Annotated in this window: 18 protein-coding genes; 10 read left to right on the plus strand and 8 right to left on the minus strand. The window is 70.9% G+C overall.

Annotated elements, in window-relative coordinates:
* Positions 1 to 53 precede the first annotated feature (53 nt).
* The 5 genes from MRQ36_RS12895 to MRQ36_RS12915 all read left to right on the plus strand — a co-directional run bounded on the left by MRQ36_RS12895 (position 54) and on the right by MRQ36_RS12915 (position 3,161).
* The gene (locus tag MRQ36_RS12895; RefSeq protein ID WP_242795367.1) at positions 54 to 866 is read left to right on the plus strand and encodes an MFS transporter; all 813 of its coding nucleotides are present in this window, start codon (positions 54 to 56) and stop codon (positions 864 to 866) included.
* Complete coding sequence (locus MRQ36_RS12900) at positions 863 to 1,420, plus strand: hypothetical protein (protein WP_242795369.1); 558 nt, start codon at positions 863 to 865, stop codon at positions 1,418 to 1,420. The genes MRQ36_RS12895 and MRQ36_RS12900 overlap by 4 nt, the downstream gene beginning before the upstream one ends.
* Before the next feature lie 90 nt (positions 1,421 to 1,510).
* A complete protein-coding gene (locus MRQ36_RS12905; protein WP_242795372.1) occupies positions 1,511 to 2,296 on the plus strand; it encodes an SDR family oxidoreductase in 786 nt (261 codons plus the stop codon).
* Positions 2,297 to 2,333: 37 nt separating this feature from the next.
* Positions 2,334 to 2,531, plus strand: a complete 198-nt coding sequence (locus MRQ36_RS12910; protein WP_242795375.1) for a hypothetical protein — start codon at positions 2,334 to 2,336, stop codon at positions 2,529 to 2,531.
* Positions 2,532 to 2,612: 81 nt separating this feature from the next.
* Positions 2,613 to 3,161 (plus strand): YbaK/EbsC family protein, encoded by a 549-nt coding sequence (locus tag MRQ36_RS12915; protein WP_242795376.1) that lies wholly within the window; start codon positions 2,613 to 2,615, stop codon positions 3,159 to 3,161.
* A 53-nt stretch (positions 3,162 to 3,214) separates the two neighbouring features.
* Here MRQ36_RS12915 and MRQ36_RS12920 read toward each other — a convergent pair whose 3' ends face one another.
* The 4 genes from MRQ36_RS12920 to MRQ36_RS12935 form a co-directional block, all read right to left on the minus strand.
* Positions 3,215 to 3,850, minus strand: coding sequence for a DsbA family protein (locus MRQ36_RS12920; protein WP_242795377.1), 636 nt, complete (start codon positions 3,848 to 3,850; stop codon positions 3,215 to 3,217).
* Between the two features lie 20 nt (positions 3,851 to 3,870).
* A complete protein-coding gene (locus MRQ36_RS12925) occupies positions 3,871 to 4,296 on the minus strand; it encodes a SufE family protein (RefSeq protein ID WP_242795378.1) in 426 nt (141 codons plus the stop codon).
* 100 nt (positions 4,297 to 4,396) lie between these two features.
* Positions 4,397 to 4,816 (minus strand): CBS domain-containing protein, encoded by a 420-nt coding sequence (locus tag MRQ36_RS12930; protein ID WP_242795379.1) that lies wholly within the window; start codon positions 4,814 to 4,816, stop codon positions 4,397 to 4,399.
* A gap of 56 nt (positions 4,817 to 4,872) precedes the next feature.
* Positions 4,873 to 6,642 (minus strand): proline--tRNA ligase, encoded by a 1,770-nt coding sequence (locus tag MRQ36_RS12935; protein ID WP_242795380.1) that lies wholly within the window; start codon positions 6,640 to 6,642, stop codon positions 4,873 to 4,875.
* A 294-nt stretch (positions 6,643 to 6,936) separates the two neighbouring features.
* Between MRQ36_RS12935 and MRQ36_RS12940 the strand changes: the two genes are divergently transcribed.
* On the plus strand, positions 6,937 to 10,164 hold the full coding sequence (locus MRQ36_RS12940; protein WP_242795388.1) for an Ig-like domain-containing protein: 3,228 nt from the start codon (positions 6,937 to 6,939) through the stop codon (positions 10,162 to 10,164).
* Between the two features lie 48 nt (positions 10,165 to 10,212).
* Here MRQ36_RS12940 and MRQ36_RS12945 read toward each other — a convergent pair whose 3' ends face one another.
* The 4 genes from MRQ36_RS12945 to MRQ36_RS12960 form a co-directional block, all read right to left on the minus strand.
* On the minus strand, positions 10,213 to 10,560 hold the full coding sequence (locus tag MRQ36_RS12945; RefSeq protein ID WP_242795390.1) for a hypothetical protein: 348 nt from the start codon (positions 10,558 to 10,560) through the stop codon (positions 10,213 to 10,215).
* A gap of 96 nt (positions 10,561 to 10,656) precedes the next feature.
* The gene (locus tag MRQ36_RS12950) at positions 10,657 to 11,136 is read right to left on the minus strand and encodes a hypothetical protein (RefSeq protein WP_242795393.1); all 480 of its coding nucleotides are present in this window, start codon (positions 11,134 to 11,136) and stop codon (positions 10,657 to 10,659) included.
* A gap of 234 nt (positions 11,137 to 11,370) precedes the next feature.
* On the minus strand, positions 11,371 to 11,553 hold the full coding sequence (locus MRQ36_RS12955; RefSeq protein WP_242795395.1) for a DUF397 domain-containing protein: 183 nt from the start codon (positions 11,551 to 11,553) through the stop codon (positions 11,371 to 11,373).
* Positions 11,544 to 12,347, minus strand: coding sequence for a helix-turn-helix transcriptional regulator (locus MRQ36_RS12960; RefSeq protein WP_242795396.1), 804 nt, complete (start codon positions 12,345 to 12,347; stop codon positions 11,544 to 11,546). Before MRQ36_RS12960 ends, MRQ36_RS12955 begins: the two co-directional genes overlap by 10 nt.
* A gap of 213 nt (positions 12,348 to 12,560) precedes the next feature.
* On the opposite strand from MRQ36_RS12960, the gene MRQ36_RS12965 reads away from it, so the two are divergent.
* The 4 genes from MRQ36_RS12965 to MRQ36_RS33265 all read left to right on the plus strand — a co-directional run bounded on the left by MRQ36_RS12965 (position 12,561) and on the right by MRQ36_RS33265 (position 15,308).
* The gene (locus tag MRQ36_RS12965) at positions 12,561 to 12,893 is read left to right on the plus strand and encodes a hypothetical protein (protein WP_242795398.1); all 333 of its coding nucleotides are present in this window, start codon (positions 12,561 to 12,563) and stop codon (positions 12,891 to 12,893) included.
* Between the two features lie 88 nt (positions 12,894 to 12,981).
* On the plus strand, positions 12,982 to 13,434 hold the full coding sequence (locus tag MRQ36_RS12970) for a SigE family RNA polymerase sigma factor (RefSeq protein WP_242795399.1): 453 nt from the start codon (positions 12,982 to 12,984) through the stop codon (positions 13,432 to 13,434).
* A 52-nt stretch (positions 13,435 to 13,486) separates the two neighbouring features.
* Positions 13,487 to 15,049, plus strand: coding sequence for a recombinase family protein (locus tag MRQ36_RS12975; protein ID WP_242795400.1), 1,563 nt, complete (start codon positions 13,487 to 13,489; stop codon positions 15,047 to 15,049).
* A 133-nt stretch (positions 15,050 to 15,182) separates the two neighbouring features.
* Complete coding sequence (locus MRQ36_RS33265) at positions 15,183 to 15,308, plus strand: hypothetical protein (protein WP_278187494.1); 126 nt, start codon at positions 15,183 to 15,185, stop codon at positions 15,306 to 15,308.
* Positions 15,309 to 15,564 lie beyond the last annotated feature (256 nt).

Here is a 15,564-nt window from a genome sequence, read left to right on the forward strand (position 1 = left end):
GGGTTGAGGTCGGAAGCTGAGCCCATGCCGATCCCGACCCCCGGCGGTCAGCGGTGACCGTCACCGCCGCTGCCGCGGCCCCTCCCGAGCACCTGTACGCCCCGCGCCTGCGCGCCCTGACGGTGGGCAGCGTCGCCCTGGTGTCGCTGCTGGCGTTCGAGGCGCTCGCGGTGGGCACCGCGATGCCGACCGTGGCCCGTCACCTGGACGGGTTGGCCCTCTACGCGCTCGCCTTCGGCGGCCCGTTCGCCTCCGGTGTGGTGGCGATGGTGGTCTCCGGCATCTGGTGCGACGCCCGGGGGCCACGGGCACCGGTGTGGCACGGGGTGGGCTGGTTCATGGTGGGGCTGCTCGTCGCCGGCAGCGCCCCGACCATGGGGCTGCTGGTCGCCGGTCGGGTGGTGCAGGGCTTCGGCTCCGGACTGCTCTCGGTGGCGTTGTACGTGGTGGTCGGGCAGGCGTACCCGGAGGTGTTGCGGCGGCGGATCTTCGCCGCGTTCGCGGCGGCGTGGGTCGTACCGTCGCTGGTCGGTCCGGCGCTGGCCGGGCTGATCGTCGAGCACCTGGGCTGGCGTTGGGTCTTCCTCGCGGTGCCGGTGGTGGCGGTGCCGGCGGCGCTGCTGGTCCAGCCGGGCCTCCGGGCGCTGGGCGCGGCGGTGCCGGTCCGGCCGCCGGCCGGTGCGCGGGCCCGGATCGGCTGGGCCGTCGGGGCGGGGGCGAGCGCCGCACTGCTGCACCACGGGGGCAGCAGCGCGGCGTGTCCGCCGCCGTCACGGTCGCGGTCGCGCTGGCCGGGTTGCTGTCCTGCGCGCCGCGCCTGCTGCCGGCCGGTTTCCTCCGGGCCCGCCGGGGGTTGCCGACGGTGATCGGGCTGCGCGGGCTGGCCTCGGCGGCGTTCGCCGGCGCGGAGGTGGTGATCCCGCTGATGCTGTCCCGGGAGCGCGGCTTCTCGCCGACCGCCGCCGGCCTGGTGCTCACCGTCGGCGCGGTCTCCTGGTCGGTGGGTTCCTGGGTGCAGGGCCGGCTCGCCGCGCCGCGGTCCGCCGCGACGCTGCCCCGCGTCGGCTTGACCTGCATCACCGCCGGTACGGCGACCGTGGCGCTGGCCGTCCTGCCGTCCGTGCCGGTGCCGCTGGCGGTGCTCGGCTGGGCGACGGCCGGGCTGGGCATGGGCCTGCTCTATCCGTCGCTGTCGGTGCTGACCCTGGCTTTGTCCGCCCCCGACGAGCAGGGCCGGAACAGCTCGTCGTTGCAACTGGGCGACTCGTTGTTCGCCGCCACCGTGCTGGCCCTGACCGGTGCCGTGCTGGCCGCCGGGGCGGCCCCGGGCCCGGGCAGCTATGCGACCACCCTGGCGGTGGCGGCCGGCTGTGGACTGCTGGGCGTCCTCCTCGCCGGCCGGGTGGTCGTGCGGGCCTAGCGCGACGCCTCCCCGGGAGCCGTGGCGCGGCCCGGTGCCGTCACAGGTGCGAGGGCTGTCTCGTCCGAGGGGGCGAGGGAGGGGTTGTCGATGAGGGTTCTGGTGACCGGGGCGAGTGGCCGGCTCGGCCGGGTGGTGCTGCCCGGGCTGCGCGCCGACGGGTTCACGGTGCGGGCGGCGAGCCGGCACCGCCGCGCGGATGCCGGGGTGGAGTGGGTGGCAATGGACCTGGCCACCGGTGAGGGGCTGGTCGAGGCGGTCGCCGGGGTGGACGCCGTGCTCCACCTGGCCTCCGCGCCGAACGCCGGCCGGCGTACCCACGAGGTGGACGTGCTCGGCACCCGGCGGCTGGCGGTGGCCGCCGGTCACGCGGGCGTCGGGCACCTGGTGTACGTGTCGATCGTCGGCGTCGACCGGGTGCCGTTGGCCTACTACCGGCACAAGCTCGCCGCCGAGCAGGTAGTCCGGTCCGGGCCGGTGCCGTGGAGCATCCTGCGGGCCACCCAGTTCCCGGAGTTCCTGGACGAGCTGCTGCGCCAGGCGAGCCGGCTCGGGCCGACGCTCGGGGACCGGGCGGTGCTCGCCCAGCCGGTCGACGCGCGGGAGGTGGCCGGTCGGCTCACCGGGATGCTGGCGGCCGGCCCGTCGTCCGCGATCGAGGACTTCGGCGGACCGCAGGTCCTCCGCTTCGACGAGGCGGTACGCGCCTGGCGGGCGGCCCGCCGGTCGCGCCGGCCGTTCCTGCCGGTACGGATCCCCGGGCGGCTCGGTCGGGCCCTGCGCGCGGGTGCACTCGTCACCACCGCCACCCCGACGGGCACGCGCACCTGGGCGGATCACCTCGCCGACACGTACGGGGGAACCGGCGGGAAGTGAGACCGCCACCCGTTCACGTTCGTCCTACGGTGAGTTCATGCTGGTCATGGTCATCACGGTCATCCTCTACGTGTGCGGCTTCGTCTTCCTCTACGGCGTGATCCGGCTGGGTGTCCGGCACGGGATGGAGGACGTCGAGGCGGCTCGGGCCCGTACCCTGCGCGCGGAGCGGGTGATGTCGGCGCAGGAGCAGGACTTCGCCCGGCAGAACGCGTTCCTCACCGGCAGCAACTGACCCGCGCCGGGTCGGGCCGCCGCCGGGGCGCGGCACGTCGACGAGCGGATCCGGGTGGCGGGTGCGAGGATCCACCTCGTGATGGGGACGCTGAAGACCGAGCCCGCCCGGACCCGACTCGACCTGCTGGCGCCGCCGGTGGCCGCGGCGGTCGAGCGGTGGCCGGCCGAGGCGCCGGTGGACGTCGACTCGGTGCTGGTCGCGCCGATCGACGCGGACCTGGCCGACACGGCCGCCTTCTGCGTGGCGTACGAGGTGGGGCTGGACGAGTCGGCCAACTGCGTGGTGGTCGCCGGCAAGCGGGAGGGCGAGATCAGGTACGCCGCCTGCATGGTGCTGGCCACCACCCGGGCCGATGTGAACGGCACGGTCCGCCGGCTGCTGAACGTGCGCAAGGCGAGCTTCGCGCCGATGGTCGAGGCGGTGGAGCTGACCGGCATGGAGTACGGCGGGATCACCCCGATCGGCCTGCCGGAGCAGTGGCCGATCCTGGTGGACTCGCGGGTGATCGCCACCCCGCATGTGATCATCGGGTCCGGCGTGCGGCACAGCAAGATCGCGCTGCCCGGCCCGGCGCTCGGCGCGCTGCCCGGCGCGACGGTGGTGGAAGGGCTGGCCAGGCCCGCCTAGAACGTCACATCCGTCGATACCGTTGCACGTGAAACATCACCGGCGTCGATACGTCAGGCGGCACCGGACTCCCGGCGTTCGACCTCGGTGAGGGCGGCGAGCAGCGTCTCGGGCTCCTGGGCGCCGGTGACCGCGTACTTCCCGGCGAGTACGAAGGTGGGCACGCTGGACACCCCGATCTCGTGGGCGGCGGCGAGGTCGGCGGCGACCTCCCGTCGGCCCAGGTTCGACTCCAGGTAGTCCCGGGTCTCGGCCTCGTCCAGGCCGACCTCGGTGGCGAGGGCGACCAGCGCCTCCGTCGAGCCGACGTCGACCCCGTCGGTGAAGTGCGCCCGGTAGAGCGCTTCGATCATCTCGGTGGCCCGGTCCCGCTCGGTCGCGAACCGGATCAGCCGGTGCGCCTCGAACGTGTTGGCCTGCACCGCCCGGTCGAAGCGCAGCTCCAGACCCACGCCGGCTCCGACCTGGCTCACCTGGGCGAACATCGCCTCGGCCCGCTCCCGGCCGCCGAACTTCGCGGCGAGCGCCTCGACCAGCGGCCTCGGCTCGGTCACCGGCGTCGGGTCGAGCTGGAACGGGCGGTACCGCACGGTCACGTCGCCGTCGTACGACGCCAGGGCCTGCTCCAGCCGGCGCTTGCCGATCCAGCACCAGGGGCACACCACGTCGGCGTAGATCTCGATCTCCATGATCGAGGTGAACGCCCAGCTCAGCCGGCTTGTTCCCGGACCTGCCGCTTCATCCGGGCGAGGATCGCGGTTCCCCCGCGTACGCGCAGCGGGCTGATCGCCTGGGCCAGCCCCATCCGCTGGTAGAGGTCGTCCGGCACGGCCAGCACCTGCTCGGCGGTGGCCCCGGCCAGCCCTTCGGCGAGGATGCCGGCGAAGGCCCGGGTGGTGGGCGCCTCCGGCGGGCAGTCGAAGATCGTGGTCACCGTCCGGTCCGGGTTGACCCGGGCGCGCAGGAAGAAGGCCGTCTGGCACTCGGGGACCTGCTCCAGTTCGGCCCGGTCCACCCCGGCCGGCAGCGGCGGGATGACGTCGGAGTATTCGAGCAGCAGCTCCAGCACCACGTCGCGGGGCGCGGTGGCGAACTCGTCGACGATCTCGGCCAGCTTGGTCGGCATCTCGGGCATCCCGCCAGGTTACCGCCGTCCGCCCGGCCCGCCACCGCTACGACAGGTGTTAAGAAGGGGCCCCTGCTCTACCGGAGGCGTTAACAGGGGGCCCCTCCTTTCAGTTGTTGGGGGCGGCTTCGCTGATGTCGGCCAGCGTGGAGTTCGGGTCGAGCTGCACGGCGAGGTCACCCAGGGAGACGATGCCGACGAGCTTGCGGTCGGTGTCGCAGACCAGCACCCGGCGGATGTTCCGCTCCCGCATCAGCGCCGCCGCCTCGCCGGCCGTGGAGTGCTGCTCGATCATGACCACCTCACGGGTGATGATCGAGCCGATCGTGGTGTTCGCCGGGTCGGCGCGCTCGGCAACCGCCCGCACCACGATGTCCCGGTCGGTGAGCAGGCCGGCCAGGGTGGCACCGTCGGTGACCACCACGTCGCCGATGTCCGACTCCTTCATCACCCTGGCGGCTTCGTCCAGGGTGGTCTCCGCCGACAGGTAGACCACCTGCTTCGTCATCACGTCACTGACCCGGTACATGAGAGCCTCCGAACAAACCTTGGTCGATCCCGCTGCGGTACCCCGTGGCGCGTCCGCTACACCCGGTCGCGGCGCGCCGCGACCACCTCTTCGGTCAGCCGCTCGACCAGACCGTCGAGCGGCAGCTCCACCCGCTCGCCGCGGGCGCGGTCGCGCAGCTCGACGTACCCGTCGGCGAGACGGCGGCCGACCACGACGGCGCGCGGGATGCCGATCAGCTCCGCGTCGGTGAACTTCACCCCGGCCGAGACGTGCGTGCGGTCGTCGACCAGCACCCGCAGGCCAGCGGCGGCCAGGCGTCCGCCGAGGTCGAGCGCCGCGTCGAGCTGCGGCCCCTTCCCCGCCGCCACCAGGTGTACGTCGCACGGCGCCACCTCGGCCGGCCAGACCAGTCCCCGGTCGTCGTGGTGCTGTTCGGCGATCGCCGCGACCGCCCGGGACACCCCGATGCCATAGCAACCCATGGTCGGCCGGACCGGCTTCCCCTCGGGACCGAGCACGTCCACCGCGAACGCGTCGGTGAACCGCCGGCCGAGCTGGAAGATGTGTCCGATCTCGATGCCCCGTCGGATGACCAGCTCACCGGCCTGGCACACCGGGCAGGGGTCACCCGCGCGCACCTCGGCGGCCTCGATCGTGCCCGCCGGGGTGAAGTCCCGACCGCAGACCACGTGGACGGCGTGCCGGCCCGGCTCGTTGGCGCCGGTCAGCCAGGCGGTCCCGGGCACCACCCGGGGGTCGACCAGACAGCGGACGCCGAGCTTCGCCAGCAGCTGCGGCCCGAGGTAGCCGCGGACCAGGTCCGGGTGGGCCGCCCAGTCGTCGAAGACCTCGACCGTGGCCGGGTGCAGGGCCGCCCCGACCCGCTTCAGGTCCACCTCCCGGTCGCCGGGCACCCCGACGACCAGCAGTTCGGCCTCCTCGGCGCCGGGCCGGCGTACGGTCAGCACCACGTTCTTGAGCGTGTCGGCGGCGGTCCAGTCCCGGCGACCGCCGAGGCCGCGCGCGTTCGCCAGCTCGACCAGCGAGGCGATGGTCGGGGTGTCCGGCGTGTCGTGCACGGTCAGCGCCGGGTGCGCGTCCGGGTCCCCGGCCGCCGGGGCGCGGGTCAGCACCGCCTCCGTGTTGGCCGCGTAGTCGCAGGCGGTGCAGCCGACGAAGGTGTCCTCGCCGACGGGAGTGGCGGCCAGGAACTCCTCCGACGCCGAGCCGCCCATCGCCCCGGACATCGCGTGCACCACCGTGAAGTCCAGCCCCAGCCGCTCGAACACCCGGACGTACGCGTCGCGGTGCCGCTGGTACGCGGCCCGCAGGCCGGCGTCGTCCAGGTCGAACGAGTAGGCGTCCTTCATCAGGAACTCGCGCCCGCGCAGCAGACCGCCCCGGGGCCGGGCCTCGTCCCGGAACTTCGTCTGGATCTGGAAGAGCGTCACCGGGAAGTCCCGGTACGACGAGAAGACGTCCTTGACCAGCAGTGTGGCCAGTTCCTCGTGGGTCGGTGCGAGCAGGTGCTCGGCTCCCCGGCGGTCGGCCAGGGTGAAGATGTCGTCGCCGTACTCCGTCCACCGACCGCTGGTCCGGTAGGGCTCGGCCGGCAGCAGCGCCGGGAAGTGCACCTCCTGGTCACCGATCGCGGTCAGCTCCGACCGGACGATCTCACTCACCCGGTCCAGCACCAGCTTGCCCAGCGGCAGCCAGGTGTAGCCGCCCGGCGCGGCGCGGCGGACGTAGCCGGCGCGCAGCAGGAGCCGATGGCTCGGCACCTCCGCGTCCGCCGGGTCCTCACGCAGGGTCCGGAGCAGCAGGGTGGACATGCGCAGCAGCATCACCGCAGCCTACGAAGGACCGGGGCGACCGGCGAGCGGATTCCGCCCGCAGGTCCGGCCGTCCTGCCTCCCCGCGCGGTGGCGCCGCACCGAGCCGATCGGTGGAGGGCAGGTGGATCGTGGGGTGGGGCGGGTGGCCGGTGCGGCCGGAATTGATGTCGAGCGGTCGGTTTCCGGCCACGGCTCTTATCAATAGCGGTCAGCGCCCCTACGGTGACTCCGGTACTCCCGCGGGTGGACGGTGCCGGGGTCCGCCCGGTGGCGCGCTCCGGGCGTTTACAGGGGGTTCTCTCGATGCACGTACGGAGCCGCGCGATAGCCGGCCTGGTTGCCGGGGCGGTCGTGTTGACCGCCGTGCCGGCGGCGGCGAGCACGATGGCGGGGAGTCTCGGCGACGCCGCCGCCGCGGGCACCGCCGCCCGCGCCGTGGTGAAGACCGTCGGCAGCGACGCGGTGGACACCGTCGCCCGCACGGTCGCGCTCGCCGCCCAACCGGTGCCGGGGCAGACCCGGCTGGTGCCGAGCACGCCACGCACCGACACGCCGCGGATCAACGACGGCGAGATCAAGGACATCGAGGTGATCGGTAACCGGGTCTTCATCGCCGGCACCTTCACCTCGATCGCCAACGTCGGTGGGACGGCGATCACGCAGCGGTCACTCGCTTCGTACAACATGGACACCGGCAAGGTGGACACCGGCTTCCGGCCGACGTTCGACGGCTCCGTCGAGGCCGTCGAGGCCTCCCCGGACGGCACGGCGCTCTATGTCACCGGGTCGTTCAACACCGTCGGTGGCGTCACCAAGCGCAAGATCGCCAAGCTCAACCCGACCACCGGCGCCCCGGTCGCGGCCTTCACCGCCACCGCGGACGGCCGGGGGACGGCCCTCGCGGTGAGCAGCACCGCCGTGTACGTGGGCGGCCAGTTCAACAAGGTGAACGGGGTGAGCCGGCCCAGCCTCGCCGCGGTCAACCCGACCACCGGGGCGGTGGACACCGGGTTCAACCTGCCGCTGTCCGGCGGCATCGGCATCGGCGGCCTGCTCACCGTGCAGCAGCTCAAGCTGACGCACGACGGCAAGCGGCTGCTGGTGGTGCACACCGGTCGGCAGATCGCCGGCCAGGACCGGTACGGCGTCGGCCTGGTCGACACCGCCACCAAGGCGCTGCTGCCCTGGCGGACCCGCCTGTGGGAGGACAACCTCTCCTTCGTCGGCGGCATCCAGCGGGTCTTCGCCGGTGACATCGCCCCGAACGACTCCTACTTCGTGGTGACCAGCGGCTCCGGTGGCGACCGCCCGCCGATCAACGACACCGCGATCGCGTTCTCGATGACCGGAAACGACAACGTGGAGCCGCTCTGGGTGTCCCGGCACTTCGACAGCATCTACTCGGTCGCCATCACCGAGAAGGCGGTGTACGTCGGCGGTCACTTCAGCTGGCAGGAATCGCCCACCTCCAACGTGCCGTGGCCCGGCCTGGACAACGTCGGCTACGGCACCGGCCAGGGCCTGAGCGGCTACGGCCTCGGTGACCAGGTGGTCCGCCGCGACCACCTCGGCGCGCTCGACCCGACCACCGGCACCGCGCTGGAATGGAACCCCGGTTCCAACTCGTACGAGGGCGACAAGGCCATGCTGGCCACGCCCCGCGGTCTCTTCGTCGGCGGCGACGGCAACATCAAGGGCGGCAAGACGGTCGGCCGGGTCGGCTTCTTCGACCTGTCGAAGGAGCCGGCGGCCTCGGCAGTCGACACCACCGTCGTCACGCCCATCGAGGGCGCGGTCAAGCAGGCCAACGAGGCGTTCGTGCTGGACGGCAAGGCGATCGCGCCGGCCGGCGTCAGCCGGGTCCAGGTCGAGATCCAGAACCGCGGCTCCAAGCAGTACCTCCAGGACGACCTGAAGACCTGGGGCGCCGCGAACAGCATCAACGCGACGCTCGCCGCGCCGAACGCCACCTCCACCGGTTGGTCCCTGTCGGTGTCGCTGCCCGTCGCCGAATACCAGGTCCAGGCCAAGGCGTTCGCCCGCGACGGGACGAGCGACCCCACGAAGACGGTCAAGAAGATCGAGACGTTCCGCTTCGACGACCTGCCGCCCACCACGGCGGTCGCCGCGCCGGCCGCCGGCCTGCTCACCACCAAGGCGTTCACCGTCACCGGCACCGCGACCGACGACAAGGGCGTCAGCGCGATGACCTACTGGCTGCGTACGGCGGACAACCGGTACCTCCAGGACGACGGGACGCTCGCCCCGGTCTACAACACCTTCCGTGGCGAGCCGGACGTGATCGGTGCGCTGTCGACCACCTGGCAGCTGGAGGTGAACCTGCCGGTCGAGGGCGACTGGAAGCTGATGGCCACCGCCGTCGACACCGCCGGCCAGGCGGACCTGCGCGGTGCCACCCGGGAGTGGACCGTCTCGTCCACGGGTGTCGCCCCGACTGTGGCGATCAGTGCCCCGGTGTCGATGACCCCGCCCACCGCCGCCCAGCCGGTCACGGTGGCGCCCGGTGAGCGGATCACCTTCTCCGGGACCGCCACCGACGACGACACCGTGAAGTCCGTCGAAGTCTACCTCCGCAACACCACCACCAAGGAGTCGCTGGCCGCCGACGGCAGTTGGGGCGTCGACGCGGTCGCCGCCTACCACCGGGTGTCCCCGACGAACCTCAGCGCTCCGTCGTACACCTGGTCCTTCACCACGGAGCCGCTCACGGCCGGCGTGTACGACTTCCGGGTGCGGGCCACCGACAACCTGGGCCTGACCACGCCGACGGCCAACCTCGGCAAGCTCACCGTCACCGCCCAGGTGCCGAACGACGCATTCCCGAACGGGACGCTGAACTTCACCGGCACCGACCAGAACATCGAGCAGTTGCACCTCGACCTGGCCGGCAAGGCGACCGACGACAAGGGCGTGCAGGCCGTCCGGGTGGCCCTGCGCGACCTGGACACCGGCCGGTACGTGCAGCCGAACGGCACCATGGCGGCGGCCTTCGCCACGGTGAACGCCACGCTCGCCTCGCCGGGCGCGACGAGCACCACGTTCACCCTGCCGATCGACCTGCCGACCAAGGGTGAGTACAGCGTCGAGGCGTGGGCCGTGGACACGGCGGGTCAGCTCGACGGCTCGACCTCCGGTGCCACCGCCAAGTACCTGGTCTACCCGGGTGACCTCGACCCCCGACTGGAGCCGAGCCTCACCCCGACCGACGGTCAGGTCTACACCGAGGGCCGGATCATCGCCAGCGGGCGGGGCGTGGACGACGTCGGGATGCTCCGGGTGGAGATCCAGATCGTCAACTCCGCGGGCAAGGGGATGAACTCCACCGGCGTGTTCGGCAACAGCACCCCGTGGATCACGACCTTCCTCACCAGCCCGGGCTCGCCGGGGTCGAACTTCGCGTACACCTCGCCGGTGATCCCGGCGGGCGCCTACACGGTGTCGATCCGCGCGGTCGACAACTACGGGCAGGTGCAGCAGACGCCGAAGGTCGTCACGGTGACCGTCAGCTAGTCCCGATCAACGGCACGACGATGGCCCCGGCGCTCAGCGCCGGGGCCATCAACGCATCATCCGCAGCGGCGCGGCGACCAGCACCAGGGTGGCGACGACGGCCAACAGCACCCGCGGCGTACGCAGGCCACGCCACCACGGCACCAGCCAGAGCAGCAACCACACCGCGCCGAAGAGCACGGCGTGCTCGCCCAGCATGGCGAGGGTCTTCTCCTCGCACCGGTTGTCACTGACGACCGACTCGCAGAACGTCGGTGACTGGGAGAAACCACCGCCGAGCAGGATGAGCACCCCGACGGCGCCGGCCGTCACGGGCGCCGCCACGAGCGTGACCAGCGGGGTCAGCAGCCACCCGGCGAGATCACGGCGTCGATCCGGCCAACGGGCGCGAAGCATGTCAGGGCGGTGAGCTTCCGGCACCACGAGAACGTTACCGATCCGGCCGGCCCCTGACTGTCCCGTCGCGGCCGTGCCTGAATGATGGCTGCCGTACTAGTCAAACTTGCAGCTCCCGCCAACCACGCCACCAGTCGTTCCGTATCCACCAGTCACGGCCGATCCGACAAATGTTCCGTCATCGAGCCACCAGTTTATGTTCATGACAACAGCAGCGATGTTGGCCTGGAAGCTGCCGGACCTTCCCTTGATCTCGCGGTAAGGGAAATTCAGCCAAGCCGTGCCCCATCCCTGACCAACTCCGAGAATCAATCCGCCGCCCATGCCGGAGACCGATCCCACTGAGGAGCCCGCCTCCTTGAGATCAGCGGTGACCGCCGTGAAGTAAACGCCGGCTATGGTCAGCATGCAGTCGTAACTGTGAGTCTCGTGTGCGTCAGGAAAGCCGGGCGGCATCACCATCTCAGCATCTGGATTAGCCTGGGCGATGCGACTGATCTGCTGATTGATGTTCCGAAAGACTTCTTGCGCCTCGTCGGCGTGCTTCTGTACGCGAGTGTCCGCCCGAGTTGCCATCTTCTACCACACCTTCCCGATAAGAGGATCGGAAGAAATAATCCGGAACACACCAGTGTCGCTGGCGGATCCGGTGCTCCCCCGGAGATCCTGGATGTGGTCAGGTTACAGCGGTGAAATCTCACTCACCTGCGGTAAGCGAGAATTGCCGTAGCAGATAGTCAGGTTTATCAGACGGCGAGAAAATGGCGTTGCGATCTTCTTTCTCCGTGGAGGACTGCAGCACCGCCTCCGTCAATGGTGCTTGGCGTACTGGATGAAGGTGCGCCAGGTGTCGGAGGTGAAGGTGAGGGCCGGGCCGGTCGGGTCCTTGCTGTCGCGTACGCCGACCACACCGGGCAGGTTGTCGGCCACCTCGACGCACTCGCCCTGACCGCTCCGGCTGGACTTCCTCCAGATAGCGTCGATCAGCTCCATGACGTCATCACTTCCTTCATCAGCTCGATCGACTGCCTGCGGGACAGGGCCTCGTTACGAACGCTCTCCCATCTCGACAGGAGAATAGCCAGATCCTCGTCCCTGTCGACGACCACGCCGCCGAGCTGGGTCTCCAGGTGGCCGACCCATCCGCCGTTGGCGTCCCTGCCCAGGACGAAGGGGCCGATGAGTCCTACGTGCACGCTGACCTCGACGGGGATGACGTGCACGCTGACGTGTGGCCGCTCGGCGCACTCGATCAGGTGGGCCGTCTGCTCGGCCATGATCGCCTTGAAGCTTTCGTCGGCGCGCCGGAGGACGGCTTCTTCGATCACCGCAACGAACTGCGGTGGCTTTGGTTTCGAGAGGATCGACTGCCGATCCAACCTGACACTCAGCCGCTGCTCCACCTCGTCCTCGCTCAGGGTGTCAGCCGATCTGATGACCGCGCGGGCGTAGTTCTCCGTTTGTAGGAGCCCCGGAATCAGAGTGGGTTGATAACAGCGCAACTGTTGCGCCTGCTGCTCGGCGTCCAGCCAGGGGCGTAGCCAGCTCGGTTGGCCGTCGCGTTCGGCGAGCTTGAGCAGGGACGTCAGCAGGCCGCCCGTGCCCAGCACCTCGTCGGCGCGCTGGAGGAAGAACCGGTCGAGCGGCCGTTGGCCGAGCTCGACCGCCGACACCTGGGAGCCGGAGAAGTGGACCAGCCGGCCGAACTCCTCCTGGCTCAGGTCGGCGGTCAGCCGCAGCCTGCGTAGCTGGGCCCGGATCAACTCGGCGGTCGGCTCACCTTCCACACGTCCTCCACGACTCTCCCGGCGTCTCCACAGCCTCGCCGCTCGGCCCTGCCCCCCGACCTGACCTCGCCCCGGCCGTCGTCGGCGGCTTCCCAGGGTAGTGGTGTCCTCAGCAGACTGTCACCCAGTGGGTCACCCTCCGTCAGATCCGCTGCGGGGCCGCCCGTGTCCCCCCGTGCAGGGGCGGCCCCACCCGTCGAAAGGAGCTCGTCGGTGATCCTCGGACCGCTCCCGGTACCGCGCCTCGGCCCGTACGCCGATCGGCCGCGCGCCCACCCGGCGGACCGGCCGCCGCACGTGCCGCTGCGTCCGCTCTGGATGTGCCGGGCCTGTGGGTCGCCGTGGCCGTGCGCCGCCGCGCGCCTGCTGCTCAAGATCGAGTACGACAGCAGCCCCGTCGACCTGGCCGTCTATCTCTCCGGGCTCTATCACGAGGCGACCCACGACCTGTTCCGGCTCAACCCGTACGACGGCCCGACCCCGCGCGAACTCTTCGAACGCTTCGTCTCCTGGGGCCCGTACCGGAAAGGGCCGGCCGGAACTTGACAGCGGGGCACGGCAACCACGATGGGTGAGGGTGACGTCTGGAAGGGCGTCACGATGGTGCACCACCTCACCCCAAGGATCGGCTCGTGTGGACCCTCTGTTGAGTGAGTTCGACTCGTTCGTCCGCCACCGCACGCCGGCGCTGCTGCGCTCGGCCTACCTGCTCACCGGCGACCAGCACCTGGCCGAGGACCTCGTCCAGTCCGCGCTGGCCCGGACCCACCGGTCGTGGGGCCGGCTGCACGACAGCGGCAACGCCGAGGCGTACACCCGCAGGACCATGTACCACCTGCAGGTCTCCTGGTGGCGGCGACGCCGGGTGGCCGAGTCGATGCCGGGCGACCTGCCCGAGCCACGCGGAGGCGACTCGGCCGCCGACCACGCCCAGCAGACCGCGCTCCGGCTGACCCTGCGGGCCGCCCTGGCGAAGCTGTCGGCGAAGCAGCGGGCCGTGCTGGTGCTGCGGTTCTTCGAGGACCGTTCCGAGGCGGAGGCCGCCGATCTGCTCGGCGTCACCGTCGGCACTGTCAAGAATCGTTAGAAGCTATGGTCGATGTTGCCGACACGAACGTCGATCTAGGGGGACGGTTCTGATGGTACGGCGTAGGGCCCGGTCGGGGAACCGGGGCCGGTTCGACAGCAAGGACGCGCTGCTGGCCGGTGGCGTAGAGGTGCGCGCGTTGCGGTATCAGCGCGCGAGTCAGGACAAGAAGGAGCAGGGCAAGAGTGTTCACGACCAGGGTGTGCTCAACCTGGCGGAGATCACGAAGCGGTCGTGGACGGACGCGGGGTCGTTCACGGACAACCACCGTTCGGCGAGCCGGCGTGCGACGAAGGAGCGGGAGCAGTTTGAGTTGTTGATCGAGCAGATCCGCGCGGGCAAGGGTGACGTGTTGGTGGTCTGGGAGATCTCCCGCAAGGAGCGGGACCTCGCGGTGTTCGTGAAGATCCGGGACATGTGCCACGAGGTCGGTCTCTACTTCTGGCTGGTCGGCGGGGTGCTGTATGACCTGCGGGACAAGAACGACCGGATGATGCTCGGCTTCCAGGCGGTGCAGGCCGAGTGGATGGCCGACTCGATCCGCGACAACGTGCTGCGCGGCATCGTCGGCGCCGCCGAAGCCGGGCGCCCGCACGGGAAGATCACCTACGGGTACCGGCGCATCTACGACCAGCGAACCAAGGCCCTACTGCGCCAAGAACCCGACACCGAGATCCACACCGCCGTGGCGGCGGATGGGACGGTGACGGAGTATTCGCACGCGCAGGTGGTGCGGGACACCTTCCGCAAGATCGCCGAAGGCATGCCCCTGACCGTGCGGGAGGCGGAGTTGAACCGGCTCGGGATCCCGGCCTCGCAGGGCGGGATCTGGCGGCGGGGGATCCTGCGCAAGCAGGTGATGAACCCGGCCTACATCGGCAAGCGGGTGCTCCGCGGGGAGATCGTCGGCGATGGGATCTGGCCCGCCCTGGTGGACGAGGAGACGTACTGGTCGGTGGTGCGGATGCTGGAGGACCCGTCCCGTACGACGACTCGTCCGGCCCGTGCGGTGCATCTGCTGTCGTACATCGTGCGCTGCGGCGTGTGTGACGGGCCGTTGTCGTCGCAGCGGGTGAACCGGCACGGCTGGACGGGGCAGGTGTACTCCTGCCTGCACAAGCGGTGCGCCGCGGTGAAGGCCGAGTTCCTCGACGAGTATGTGCAGCGCGCGGTGGTGGCGTGGCTGTCCCGCCCCGACGTGTACGACATCCTCACCGCCGCTAGTGCCAGCGACGAGGAAGTCGCTCACGCCCGCGCCGAAGCACAACGGCTGCGGGGAGAGTTGGAGGAGTGGCGCAAGCTCGGCGAGGAGGGCGAGGTCACCGCGATCGCCTACGCCCGCGCCGAGAAAGGTCTCCTCGCGCAGATCGCCGAGCACGAGCAACGCGCCGCCGACGCCGGCATCCCCGCCGTGCTGCGCGGACGCATCGGCGACCAGGCCGTGCAGGCGTGGCAGGACCTCGGCGACGACATCCCGGTCAAACGGGAGATCATCCGCCTCGTCGCCGACATCAAACTCCTGCGCGCCGGGTTCAAGGGCGAACGCCGCACCTTCGGCCGCCATCGCCTCGGCTGGCGGTGGAAGTTCGGCCCGCAAGACCGGCAAGCGGCCTGAGTCGCGTCGACAGGTGCGAGCGTCGGCGGACGCCTTGACCTTCCGGCCGGCGTGAGCGTCGATCATGTCCACCGCCCGGCCCCGGACCTGCTGGGTCCAGGTGGTGTGACCCCTTGACGGGAGGTGGACCGCCGTGGAGAGACTCAGCGCCCTGGCTGTGGTGCCGGACGACGCGACCCATCCACTGCTGGGGCGGCTTGCTCTCGACGTCGCCGCCGCACGTCAACCCAACGAGCACGGTGACTGTCGCAACCTGTAGTGCACCGGCTAGCGGGGCATGTGCGCTGAGGCGCGCCACGGGCGCCGCGCCATGAGACTCGCCCGACGGTGCCGTCCGGCTGCCGCGCAGGCCACGCCGGTTCGTAGTCGAGCCGTCGGCCGCGTTCGGGTGCCCACACCCTATCGCGCTGGTTCGCAGGTCCAGCTGCCTAGAAGCTGCCGTCGGCTCAGCCGCATCTGAAGCAGGTAGTCGAGGTGGCCTGCTGCTGAAGGTGGGGATGGACGACCTTGACCCA

It is taken from the genome of Micromonospora sp. R77 (genome assembly GCF_022747945.1).
Classification (GTDB): domain Bacteria; phylum Actinomycetota; class Actinomycetes; order Mycobacteriales; family Micromonosporaceae; genus Micromonospora.